The sequence below is a fragment of the Paraglaciecola chathamensis S18K6 genome (assembly GCA_000314955.1).
GTDB lineage: Bacteria > Pseudomonadota > Gammaproteobacteria > Enterobacterales > Alteromonadaceae > Paraglaciecola > Paraglaciecola chathamensis.
The window spans coordinates 175178-188458 of sequence record BAEM01000053.1 but is presented as its reverse complement, the minus strand read 5'-3'; the positions used below and the strand labels follow the sequence as shown (position 1 = coordinate 188458).

Genomic DNA, 13281 nt, shown 5'->3' with positions numbered 1-13281 from the left:
TTCTTTCAGAGGGACAAATATGAATGCCAGTAAAACGCTATTGTTTAGTGCAATTGTTAGCGCGTTAGCAGGGTGCAGTACCAGTGAAACCAAAGACCCTAGAAATGGTTTTTCTGATACTCAAGTTCAACAAAATCAACAGGGTGAACAGGCCGAAAAAACACTTGAAACCTTATTTGTTGCCTCTGATGATGAGTCCCTCAAAGAGGTTAAATACACCAATGCGACAGGCACGGTATCTGAGTCACCTGCCAGCGGCTTGACCGTCGTCTTTCATGGTAAAGAAAACATCAATAGTGCAGTGGACTTTGTACCGCAAAAACCATGGGATTGGAGCGACTTAGATAATTTTAATATCGCCTTTGATATTGGCAATCAGGGTGAACACTCCGTTCAGTTGTTTTTAAACATTTCAGACACCAACGGCGATACTTACACTCGCTCTGTCAGCGTGCCGGTTGGGCCACAACGTACTTATTATGCAAAAATGGCCGGGCATGATTTAGCGAAATCCATCAGTGATGATAAAAATGAATTCAACTTTACCTCTGGTTTGCGTTCAAACCCTGATACCTGGACGTCTGAAGATACGCAATTTATTTCTTTATGGGGTAAGAAAAATCTGAAGCTCAGTGGGATTAGCAAAATATCCTTGAGCGTACAAAATAACCTATTTGATAAGCAAATTACGATAAACGATATACGTTTGCGTCAAAACCCACCTATGGATACGCTGTACCTTACCGGTGTGGTCGATAAATTTGGTCAGAATGCGAAACGTGAATTCGACGGTAAGGTGCATTCATTAACAGAGTTAAAAGACGCCCGTGATAAAGAACTACAAACACTCGATGGAAAATGGAACGCTCCTCGCTCAAAATGGGGCGGTTGGTTAGAGGGGCCGAAACTGGAAGCTACCGGCAATTTCAGAACAGCGAAATATAACGGCAAGTGGAGTTTAGTGGACCCCGACGGTTATCTTTATTTTGCAACGGGTATCGATATTATCCGCTTGGCCAACTCTTCTACCATGACCGGTTATGACTTCCCGCCAGAGGTATTAGTAAAAGCAGATAACGCTGATGTTACCCCGTCTGACTCACAAGGGCTTAATCGGGTTGATGATAGTGCCGTTCCTGCGCGATTCGTGGCATCTGAATTACGAAAAGATTTATTCACTTGGCTACCTAGTTACGATGAGCCTATGGGCAAACACTATGGCTATCGCACTGGGGTGCATTCTGGGCCACTAAAACAAGGAGAAACCTATAGTTTCTACTCGGCCAATCTGGACCGCAAATACAGTGAAATTAGCAATGACTACATGCAGAAATGGCAGGATGTAACCCTAGATAGAATGCGCAATTGGGGATTCACCTCACTTGGTAATTGGACCGATCCTGCGTATTACGATAATCAGCAAGTGCCGTTTTTTGCCAATGGGTGGATCATTGGTGACTTTAAAACAGTTTCAAGTGGTGATGATTTTTGGGGCAACATGCCAGATGTGTTTGACCCTAAATTTAAGGCGCGCGCCATGCATACGGTTAGCGTGATCGCCGATGAAGTTAAAAATACCCCTTGGTGTGTTGGGGTGTTTATTGATAACGAAAAGAGCTTTGGGCGCAGCGAAACGCCTCAATCACGTTACGGCATCGTATTTAATACCTTAAAACGAGATGGTAGCAAGGTGCCCACTAAGGCAGCGTTTACCAAACTAGCTAAAGACAAATACACCACGATTGAAGCGTTAAATGCAGCTTGGGGTAAAAATATCGAATCTTGGTCTGACTTTGATCAAGGCATTGATTCTGTTCTTGCCACCAACAAAGCACAAGAAAAGCAACAGCTGGCGGATTACAGCGAAATGCTTTATGCCTATGCAGATAAGTATTTCTCGACAGTTGATGCTGCTATGCAAACCTATCTGCCTAATCATCTGTATTTAGGTTCGCGTTTTGCTGATTGGGGTATGCCGATGGAAGTGGCAAAAGCCGCTACTCAGTACGTGGACGTAATGAGTTACAACATATACAAAGAAGGCCTACATCCTAAAGGCTGGGGATTTCTAGATGACTTTGATATGCCATCAATCGTCGGGGAATTTCATATCGGCGCGACTGACAGTGGTTTATTCCATCCTGGTTTAGTACATGCAGCGAACCAACAAGACCGCGCAGATATGTACCAAGATTATATGGGCACGATCATCGATAATCCGTATTTCATTGGTGCGCACTGGTTTCAGTATATGGACTCGCCCATCACAGGGCGCGCCTATGACGGAGAAAACTACAATGTCGGGTTTGTTAATGTGACTGATACACCGTATAAGCCTATGGTGAATGCAGCTAAGAATTTACATAAAGACATGTATGAAAGACGCTTCAGCGAAAAATAAAAGCGCTTAACACATTATTTAGCGCGTTTTATAAGAGCAAAGCGCCTATACAGGCAAAGCAAAGCGCAGTGGAAACACTGCGCTTTTTGCGTTCTAGAAGGTGGTTTACAAAATGCTTCGCTATTTTCGAGCTGTACTAACATTGAACTGACCTGTGCCAACATTGAACTGAACTGTTCCAACATTGAACTCAAGAGGCCGTGTGCGTTTTGCCCAGAGGTATAGGGATTTAATCTGTTCAACCGTTAAAGACTTATCTTCAACGGTTAAAGACTTCTGGTCGCCATAGCAGGAGACACACTCATCGCCCTTACTGCAGGTTTAATAACCGCTAGTTGGCTTATGAAAAATAGAATAAGCACACCTATCGGCACGTAGAGCAAGGGCAGTGGTGTTAAGGAATATCTGTCGACCAGAAATATATTTAGCATAAAGGTTAGCAGCACCCCCAGCACCGCCCCAATAGCGCACAGTAAGGCGTTTTCAAGCATGAAGTACTGTAATATTTGCCCTTTACTGGCACCCAGCGCTCTACGTATACCAATTTGCTGACGACGCTTATCAATATTAAAACTTGCCAGGCCAGCCACACCCATAGCTGTTACGAACGCTAACACCACAATCACCACCAACAGAATACTCACTGTTGCTATATCAGCCGCGTAAATTTCATCCTTGGCTTGTTGAATGCTTTTTACTTTGCGAATAACACGTTGAGTGTTTTCTTTTGCAAGTGAAGCGCTCAAGCTTTGCATAAGGTCATTGAGCCTGCCAGGCTGAGTACGAATGACATACCGTGCTGAATTATGGGTCACCCGGGCAGGTGAGATAATCGTTTTCTCAACATGGGGCCAATCAACCCAAGGGGCATGCAGTCGCTTAACGATCCCCTTAATAATAAGCGGCGTGCTTTGATTAACAAAGAGCGTTTTACCCACAGCGGTTTGCCATTGCGCTTCACCAAACAGTGCCGAGGCGGTCGCTTGTGATATCAACACATGGCTTGGCCACTGGCTGTCAGCTTCATCTAACCAAAGGGTATCTTGCGCACTGAAGTTTTCACCCGCTACTAGGGTTAAACCAAACGTGTTTATTCCGTGTTCGTCAAACTTATAACTGGCGGCAGGAATAAGCGCAGCGTCTTTATCGGTTGTGGTTTGTAATTCATACCAGTTGCCGCTGTCTGATAAAGGAAAAGAGTTTGTTTGTACTGCATCGATGACGCCATTTGTGGCGCGAATAAGGCTTAAGTCATTTTCGATTGTGGCGCGGGGGTTAAAGCCTTGAGTGAACCCAGAACTGGTTAAAAAGAAGCTATTGTGCTCGTCAATTCCTGTGTGACGCTCTATATGTAAAAATCGCTCCCAAGTGATGGCCAGCCCATTGGTAATGATTGCCATGGTAATCGCGATTTGAACAACCACCAAAATAGCGCTAAAACGCTGGCGCATTAGTGCCCGAAAAATAGGACCAAGATTGAGAAAAAATTGCATCACCACATCCTATTTATTGTTTAATCTGCATAGCAGGCGCGGGCCTACAGGCAGAGTAGACGGGTATTAACCCTGCGATGATGGTGCCCACAACCGCAAGCGCAATAACACTGGTCACTACCGTTAAATCTAATTCAATTAATTGCCCGTAACCGGCATAAAGTGAGGCAACACCTTGTAAGCCAAAAATGGCAAGTAACACGCCTAATATTCCGCCACATAAACCGATAAACACTATTTCAACGGAATACTGCAGAATAATTTGACTGAAATTCGCCCCCAGTGCTCGGCGCAAGCCTATTTCACTGTGCTTGGTGTGTAATTTAGCGCTGAGTAAACTGGCTGCATTGATAAGGCAAACCAATAGAAACATGACCGACAGCCAGAACATCACTTGTATGTCTTGTTTCACTACTTGTTTGTATTCCAACCATTGCGTAACGTCTAAAAGGCGATTGTTGAGTGGCCGCGGGAATCGACCAAGCGTTTTTTGTTGAGTGACATAATTCGTTAAGTACTGGTTAAATTGTGCCTTTTGTTCACCGTCTTCAAGCTCTACCCAGAGTTGAAAGTTAATGCATTCTGAGTGTAAAAACGCATCATAACGCTGGCTTTCGATTGGCTTCCAGCAACTGGTAATGCCGCCATGGGGTAATTCAAATACGGCTTTTAACCCAAGGGGTAGATAAATATCTTCTGGCGCACTAAATGCCCCATAAGACATATCGTAAAATTTAGGAGACATATGCCAATCATCAAGCACCCCAACTACAGTAAATGTTGCACCGAGCATCGTCAGCGTTTTACCCACTGAGTTAACTCCATTAAACACCCGCTGATTTGTTTCTTTGCTAAGCACCACCACATAATCGTTATTCTGCTCTGCGCTTTCATCCCAACCTGCACCATAGATAAACGGCACATCAAACATAGGGAAAAAATCTTTACTGGTCACGCGCATGAGTGCCAAAAAGGGCGTTAGACCTTGTTCTGTTGGATTCACCATACCCCAAGTGATTGCACTGGCGCTTTGCCTTTTCGCTTGTTTGGCGTTCACTATATTGTTGGCGTCGGTCCAGGTAACAAATTCAGGTGGTAAATCTGGGGAAATAGCAGCTTGGTTGGGGTCCCAATTATCCAATTGTACGCGAAATAATTGTTCACTCTTATGGCTGATGGGGTTTGCGGACATGCTGCTAACAAGGGTTAAAGTGATGGTACAAGCACCTATCCCTAGGGCAATTGTGAGCATTGTCAGTAGGCTATGCACTTTTGAGCGCATAATACTGCTAAGTGCAAGTTGCACATAGTACTTAAACATTCGTTGCGCTAACCGATTCCGGACGGGTGATAGGCCCCGTTGAGTCACATACCTTGCCGTCGCGCACAATAATTTGTCGCTGAGCTTGTTCGGCCAGCGTTTTATCGTGGGTGACCATAATAATGGTGGTGCCGCTTTGATTGATTTCTTGAAGCAAAGCCATCACGCTCTTTGCCATATCGCTGTCTAGGTTTCCCGTTGGCTCATCAGCCAGCAGAAAGCGTGGTGAGCCAGCTAATGCGCGGGCAATGGCGACGCGCTGCTGTTGCCCGCCTGATAGCTGAGAAGGGAGGTGCTTCAAACGCTTGCCAAGCCCAACGCGTTCTAAGCTGTTGATGATACGTTCTTTTCGTTGGCTTGCGTTAAATCCGCGATAGCGCAGGGGAACATCTACATTATCGAATAAATTTAGATCAGGAATAAGGTTAAAGCTTTGAAAAATAAAGCCGATTTTTTCATTGCGTAATTGGCTTCGGGCACGATCATTTAGCCCTTGAATGTCTTGGCCATCTAACGTGTACTGGCCGCTATCAAAGGTTTCTAATAACCCCGCCACATTTAAAAATGTTGTTTTACCCGAACCAGAAGTACCTGTTACGGCTAAAAAGTCACCTTCATTTACCTGTAAACTAAAATCCCTTAAGGCGTGGGTTTGCACCACGTCAGTGGTAAAGACCTTACCAATATTATTCATCGTTAACATACTTCACCTTGTTATTATTTTAATTCAACGTGCTTTTATGAACGTGTTTGTACGCAGCGCCTACCTAGCGGGCTAGCATGACGGTTTGTGCTCCCTTCAATGCATCGGTAGATGAAATGATCACCTGATCGCCTTTTGTTAACCCGGCTAAAATTTCTACTTCACTTAGGCTGCGTGCGCCTATGGTAATAGGCTGGCGTAAGGCCATGTCATTATTAATCACATAGGCAAATCGGCCATTGTCACTTTGCAAAAATTGGCCTCGGGTTAGGGTTAGGGCATTTTCTTTGTGTTCCATCAAAATACGGGTACTAAGGCGCTGGTTTTGGCGTAAGCCTGCTGGTTGTTGTAGTGCTTCACCTCGTTCATTCTCTTTGGCAAAACGCACACGGCCAGCGACTTGATTGTTCTCAATTTCAGGGGAGATGGTGACCAGCACAGCAGCAAATAATTGATTATTTAAGCTTACTTGGGCATCCATGCCGATGGCGAGATCGTCAGCGTAACTTTCGGGAATATCGACTTCTAATTCAAACTCAGACAAGTCCACGACACTTAATATGGGTTGATTTTTACTGACCTGATTTTTTTGCTGCACCGCCAAGTTACCCACCATACCATTAACGGGTGAGCGCACTTCTAGTTGAGCCACTTGGCGTCTGGTTTCTGCTACCTGTAAGGCTTGTCGCTCAACTAATAATTGTTGGGTTTTAAGCTCGAAATCGAGACTTTCTTGATCTAAGTTGGCATCTTGCAGCGCATGCTTGAGTACCAGTTGCGCGTTCTTTAAATCATCTTGGGCTTTTTCAAAATCAATTTGACTGATGGCGTGAGTAGCATAAGCGTTGTCGGCTCTGCGTTTTTCCCTTTCGGCGGCGACCATGGCTACTTTCGCTAAATCAGCGGCTTTTTGCTTTTCTAACGCAAGTTTTTTGCCCTGTATACGCTGTCGGTCTAACTCCAGTTTATTGCGCTGTAAGCTAGATTCCTCTTGTTTAAGTTTGTTGGTCAGCTCGGGGCTTTCAATGGTGGCTAATAGCTGGTCTTTTGTGACTTTATCGCCAGCATCGACCTCAAAAGTGATTGTGCCTTGGGCTGGGCTATAAAGGCGAGGGCTGATGGCCGCAACGACACGACCTTGCACTGATAAGTCACGCACAAAATCTTTCTCAACAACGGTGGCCACTCTGACATTTTGCATGGACAAACTGGTATCCGCTGATGACCAATTTGTTATCGTGCGCCAAAATGTACCGACAATGAGAATGCACACTAAGGCAACGACAAGCACACTCCAAAGTCGTTTTTTGCCGGCGGGCTTTTCAAGCAGGGTATCTTGGGCGCTGGTATCAGTAATATTCAATTAAGTTCCTTGTGACATTTGTCATAGGCGCGTACATTTAATTCAGCACTTTAAGCCTTTCAACGTCTTGTTTATCAAGGGTAAATTAATTGCGCCTGAGTGTCTATATATCAATTTAACACTTTCTTACATTTACCAAAAAGGATGAGATAAACAGCATGTTAGCCCTACGTCCTAGCTGTGAACACTGCAATAAAGCGTTAGCGCCAGACGCACAAGATGCCATGATATGTACGTTTGAGTGCACATTTTGCCAAGTGTGTGTAGAGCAATTGTTGGAAAATGTTTGTCCTAATTGCGCAGGGGGGTTTACCCCAAGGCCGATTCGGCCGCGGCATAACTATGTTAACCACAATTGCCTTGATACCTATCCGGCGAGCACAGAGGTTGTGCATAAACCAGTGGATCTGAAAAAACACAAACTACTTCTCAGTATGCTCAAAGGACTAGCGCCAGAGCTCAGGTAGAGCGGAATCCGTTGAAGCAGTTGGATAAATTTCGATGATGCTTGTGTATAAGATGTTAAATCTATAACTTCTTGTTTACTTAAGTCAGAGGAATACGTTGTGATGCAAACGCAGCCGCAAAAACACTTTTCAACCTGTACATTATGTGAAGCCATGTGCGGCATTGAAGTAACAACCCAAGGCCGAGATATCTTGTCAATTGCTGGCGACAAGAAAAACCCGTTTAGTGAAGGCCATGTGTGCCCAAAAGCAGCTGCCTTGAAGGATTTGTATGACGATCCTCAGCGTTTACGCCAGCCTGTGCGTAGAACCGAAAATGGTTTCGAGCCCATTAGTTGGGACGAAGCACTCGATACCGTGGCGAACAATTTACATAATATCCAAACTGAACATGGAAAGGATGCGGTGGGTGTTTACTTAGGAAACCCCAATGCGCATAACATGGGGAGTATATTATTTGGCCCGTACTTTTATCGCGCCTTGAATACCCACAATCGCTATTCAGCGACGTCAGTTGACCAGCTACCTCATCACATTGTAAGTCGACAAATGTTCGGCCATCAGCTTCAAATTCCCATTGGCGATATAGATCACACTGATTATTTTATGATAATCGGTGGCAATCCACTTGCGTCAAATGGCAGCATTATGACGGTGCCGCATATTAAACGGCGTCTAAAAGGGATCCAAAAGCGTGGCGGCAAAGTCGTGGTGATAGACCCTAAAAAGTCTGAAACCGCCGATATCAGTTGTGATCATCATTTTATAAAACCCGGAAGTGACGTATTGTTGCTATTAGCTATGTTGCACACTTTATTCGCCAAAGACTTGGTGAATGTTGAGGAATTAATAGAGCATGCGCCGGACTTGCTCGAGGTAGAGCAGTTTGTAAAAGCATACCCTGCACAGCGCGTTGTCGACCGCGTGGGCATAAGTGCTCAAAATATCGAGAGTATGGTCAGTGAATTTTGCAAAGCAAACTCGGCTTTTTGTTACGGCAGAATGGGCGCCAGCGTGCAAGCATTCGGAACCTTGACGCAGTATTTAATTATGTTGTTCAACATGCTCAGCGGAAACTTTAACCGCCGCGGTGGAATGATGTTCACCCAGCCTGCTGCTGATACCTTGCCTCACTCTGGTCGCGGAACCATGGGTAAATACGCATCACGGGTACGAAAGCTACCTGCATTTGCTGGTGAATACCCAGTTGCGGCGCTATCTGAAGAAATTACCACCCCGGGTGAGGGGCAAATAAAAGCCATGGTGATTGGCGGTGGTAATCCTGTTTTAACCACCACCAATGGTAAGCAACTCGATAATGCCTTTACCCAATTGGATTTTGTGGTCGCTGTTGATTTTTATGTGACCGAAACCAGTCGCCATGCGGATATTATTCTGCCGCCGGTAACGGCGTTAGAGCGGGATCACTACGATGTGGTATTTCATAACTTCGCGGTGCGTAACAGTGCCAAATTCTCTCCTGCGTTATTCACCCAAGAAGCAGGCAGCAAAACTGATTGGCAGATTTATCTCGGGTTAGCTGAGCGCATGGATAAACTTAATGGTAAAGCGACCGAACACTACGCGACATTGTGGCAAAAAGAGCCCACAGGTATTGTAGACGACATGCTAAAAAGCGGCCGTTATAGCAAGGGTGAACATCAATTAAGCATTCAAACCTTACTTGAGCACCCTCATGGGATAGATTTAGGGCCGTTGCAATCTGAGCTACCTGAAGCGATTTATCACCCAGATAAGAAAATTCATATGGCGTTTGATTACTTTATGGGGGATCTACCGCGAGTAGAGCAGCACTTCTTTTCAGACACTTCGCCCCTTGATGCGCGTAGTGCAAATACCTTGGATTTGATTGGTCGACGTCATTTGAAATCGAATAACTCTTGGTTGCATAACAGCCCAAGAATGATGAAGGGCTTAAACAGTAACGAAAAAGGGCAAAACCCTCGCTGCAGTGCACAAATTCATCCTGATGATGCCCAGCGATTCAATATTCAAGATGGGCAGTTTATCCGCGTTACCTCAAGGGTAGGGCAAGTCGACATTGTGGCTGAATTAACCGAAAAAATCATGCCTGGGGTGATCTCTATTCCACACGGTTGGGGCCATAATAAAGCGGGCAGCAATTGGGCGTTAGCAGAGCAGCACAGTGGTGTAAGCGTAAATGACTTAACCGATGAAATGTGTCTAGATGAGTTATCGGGCAATGCGGTGTTAAATGGTGTTCCTGTGACCATAGAACCATTGTAAACAAGAAGTTTAATAGCCAGCGCTCAATATTATTTATTGGAAGTGGAATTGGAATTGGAATTGGAATTGGTATTGCCAGCGTTATAAAGACTGCATCGTGTGAAGCGATCTTTTAACGCTGGCTTAAACCGTCAACTTATCTTAGGAAAGGACGGGACAGTACAGTACAGGACAGTACGGTTGTGCTTTACCTATTAAGCGCTAGTTGATTCTTCCCGTGATGCCTTAAAGAAAGCGGCATACAATACAGGCACTACGCCCAAAGTGAGTACAGTTCCCACGGCTAGTCCAAAAGCAATGACACTGGCCATGCCGTAAAATAGCGGGTCGTGGCTAAGGATCAGCGGCAGCAGCCCAGCCACTGTGGTAATGGTGGTCATGGCGATTGGTCGCACGCGAGTAATGCATGCTTTTACGATTGCATCGTAATCTGAGGCGCCATCACGGCGCTCAATATCAATGCGATCAATCAATACAATCGCGTTATTAATGATGATCCCCGCCAGGCTGTATAACCCCAGTGTCACCATAAAACCGAACGGGGCAAACATAACACCTAATCCCAGTACCGCGCCGATAAACGACAATGGCATCGTTAACACAATAATTCCGGCTTTTCGAAACGAATTAAACTGGGCGACCAGCAAAATTAGAATTAAGCCCAGTACCATTGGCATACTAGCGCTCAAGGCTTTTTGCGCTTCCTCAGATTGCACAATAACGCCGTCATACTCAATATAGTGATTGAGAGGTAAGTCTTCGGCTAATTTTTGTAAATCCGCATCGATTTTGGCTTTTAGATCTTCTGCGGCCATGCGGCTATTACGCGCCTCTACGCTGACAGTGGTGAACATGTCCTCGCGCTGAATAATCGAATATTGGTTCACTGGCGAAAACTCGGCTACCTGAAATAAGGGTATGGCTTTACCTGTGGCCTGTGAAAAGACATTCAAAGAGCGTAAGCGGTCTAAATTGTGGCGTTCGGCGTCGCTGGCTCGAAACATAATGGGAATAATATCGTCTTCTTCACGAAATTCAGTAACCGCCGCCCCAGAAAAGTACGCTTGCAACGAATTCGCTATGTCTTGTGAAGTAACAGAGGCACGGCGGGCGCGTTGCTGGTCAACACGTACCTCTATTTTAGCGGTCATGCTTTCCCAGTCACTGCGAATATCACGGGTGTCAGGCACCTCATAGAGTAAATCCATGATCTGTTGCGCCTTTTGGTAAATTACGTCCTTGTCTGGGCCTTTGACTTGAATTTCGATGGTTTTCGAATCTGACGGCCCTAAAAACATTTTTTGGGCGCGCACGGATACATTAACAAAACGATGTTCAAGATCTTCATCAAGCTTCAATGCAAGTGCTGCAATGTCATTTTCAGGTTTAATGTTAAGCACCATAAATGCTTTGTTTTCGGCGGGATCTTCCGGGCTCAGTGACAACACAAAGCGTGGGCCACTAAAGCCAACATAAGCTGAGTGGCTTTCAATAAAATCATAGCCAGATTCATTGTCTAACCAGTCCATGACTGCGCGCATTTGTATGTTGGTTTGACGCTCTGATGTACCGCTAGGCAAATCGATGTTTACCAGTAACTGATTGCGATCAGAGTCAGGGAAAAACTGGTTAGGGATAAATTTCATAGCAAATACCGCTGCTATCAATAAGGCAAACATTGAGGCTATAAAGAGAAGCTTGAAGCGCAGAATGAAATGCAGGAACGTCTCGTATCGACCAGTGACTTTTTCCGACGAGAGGGCTTCTGCTCCTGCTTGTGATTCATCGACTTTAATAAAGTGATAGCACAATAGGGGCGTAACACACAGGGCGAGTACCCAGCTAGCGAGTAGGGTGATAAGGATAACCAAAGAGACAGAGCGTGTGTACTCGCCTGCCACATGTTCCGCCAGCATCAGAGGTAAGAAGAACAAAATGGTAGTAACGGAGGAACTCAATAAAGGAATGGCGAGTTCTTTTCCTCCTTGGGTCATGGCTTTAAAGCGCTCGTCGCCATCTTCAAGGCGGCGCTTAAAGTCTTCGGCGATCACGATGCCGTTATCGACTAACAATCCTAGCGCAATGATAAGGGTTGCTAAGCTCATGCGCTCAAGACGAATTTCGAAAATTTGCATAAGGGTGAGGGCTGATAGCATCACAAAGGGCACTATGGTTCCCACAATCAAACCGGTGCGCATACCGAGAAATAAGACCACTACGATCAATACAATAATCAGGGTTTGCAAGACGTTCATAGACACGCCTTGAACTGTTTTCTCGACTTGTTCCGCTTGGTAAGTGGCAATATGCAATTGGTAACCTACGGGCAAACTGTCTTCAAGTTGCTCGATGGCAGATTTTAGGCGAGGAGCGTATTCTAAAATGTTGTAATTGGGCAACATGGAAATAGCAAACACGATAGCTTGTTCACCGTTAAAATAAGCAAGGTTATTTGGCGGGTCTACATAGCCTCTGTGCAGTGTCGCTATATCGCTAAGGGCAATGGATTCTTGCGTACCGGGGATCGTAATATAGGTTTCTGCGAGATCTTCAAGGCTATTGAAATTCCCTGTGGGCTCGATGATAAACGACAATAGACCGGTGTCTATTTGCCCCCCAGAGCTAATAATATTCTGGGTTTGTAGCGCATTCATCAGCGTGTTGGGAGAGATCCCCAGTTGAGAGAGTTTAGCGTTTGAGGTCTCTAGGTAAATTCGTTCGTCTTGCACTCCTAACAACTCAATTTTTTTGGTGCCATCGACTGCGTACAAGGTGTCCCGCGTGTGTTTTGATATATCAAACATCTGACCTAAATCGAATCCGTCAGCGGTCAATGCTAATGTTAATACAGAAACGTCGCCGAATTCGTCATTAACAAAGGGGGTGCTTGTTCCTTCAGGTAACGATGCTTGCGCCTCTTGTACTTTGTTGCGCACGTTTTGCCATATAGAATCGAGGTTAAAATAGCGGTCGTAAATCTCCACATGGATCACCGACAGACCAGTCGACGAGGTGGAGCGAAGCTTTTCTACTTCGGGGATTTTGCGAATTTCTTCTTCTAATGTTTTGGTGATCAGTAATTCAACCCGTTCCGGAGACATACCAGGGTAGGAGGTACTAACGATTGCTTCACGGATTGTGATACTCGGATCTTCCCGCGCGGGTATCGTAAAATACGCGATAACGCCATTGATGAGGATGATCGCAACAATCATCAATACCAGTTTCTGATGCTTAAAGGCAATTTCTGTGAGATTCATAACAC

The 13281-nt window shown here is 45.2% G+C and carries 8 protein-coding genes; 3 read left to right on the top strand and 5 right to left on the bottom strand.

Annotation, left to right across the window (positions count from 1 at the left end):
- Positions 1-19 precede the first annotated feature (19 nt).
- Positions 20-2401 carry a beta-galactosidase gene (locus tag GCHA_RS19475; protein ID WP_007991403.1) on the top strand — a complete coding sequence of 794 codons (2382 nt, stop codon included), beginning with the start codon at positions 20-22 and terminating at the stop codon, positions 2399-2401.
- Between the two features lie 266 nt (positions 2402-2667).
- On the opposite strand, the gene GCHA_RS19470 is transcribed toward GCHA_RS19475, so the two are convergent.
- From GCHA_RS19470 to GCHA_RS19455, 4 genes are all read right to left on the bottom strand, one after another.
- Positions 2668-3894 carry an ABC transporter permease gene (locus tag GCHA_RS19470; protein WP_007991401.1) on the bottom strand — a complete coding sequence of 409 codons (1227 nt, stop codon included), beginning with the start codon at positions 3892-3894 and terminating at the stop codon, positions 2668-2670.
- A 13-nt stretch (positions 3895-3907) separates the two neighbouring features.
- Entirely contained in the window at positions 3908-5215 is a 1308-nt protein-coding gene (locus GCHA_RS19465) for an ABC transporter permease (protein ID WP_007991400.1), read from the bottom strand.
- Positions 5208-5918, bottom strand: a complete 711-nt coding sequence (locus GCHA_RS19460) for an ABC transporter ATP-binding protein (protein ID WP_007991399.1) — start codon at positions 5916-5918, stop codon at positions 5208-5210. Before GCHA_RS19460 ends, GCHA_RS19465 begins: the two co-directional genes overlap by 8 nt.
- 64 nt (positions 5919-5982) lie before the next feature.
- A complete protein-coding gene (locus tag GCHA_RS19455; RefSeq protein ID WP_007991398.1) occupies positions 5983-7281 on the bottom strand; it encodes an efflux RND transporter periplasmic adaptor subunit in 1299 nt (432 codons plus the stop codon).
- 158 nt (positions 7282-7439) lie between these two features.
- On the opposite strand from GCHA_RS19455, the gene GCHA_RS22720 reads away from it, so the two are divergent.
- A complete protein-coding gene (locus tag GCHA_RS22720) occupies positions 7440-7748 on the top strand; it encodes a DUF1272 domain-containing protein (RefSeq protein ID WP_007991397.1) in 309 nt (102 codons plus the stop codon).
- 102 nt (positions 7749-7850) lie between these two features.
- Complete coding sequence (locus tag GCHA_RS19450; protein ID WP_007991396.1) at positions 7851-10016, top strand: molybdopterin-dependent oxidoreductase; 2166 nt, start codon at positions 7851-7853, stop codon at positions 10014-10016.
- A 194-nt stretch (positions 10017-10210) separates the two neighbouring features.
- Here the strand turns inward: GCHA_RS19450 and GCHA_RS19445 are convergent, their stop codons facing one another.
- Positions 10211-13276 carry an efflux RND transporter permease subunit gene (locus GCHA_RS19445; protein WP_007991395.1) on the bottom strand — a complete coding sequence of 1022 codons (3066 nt, stop codon included), beginning with the start codon at positions 13274-13276 and terminating at the stop codon, positions 10211-10213.
- Between the last annotated feature and the right edge of the window lie 5 nt (positions 13277-13281).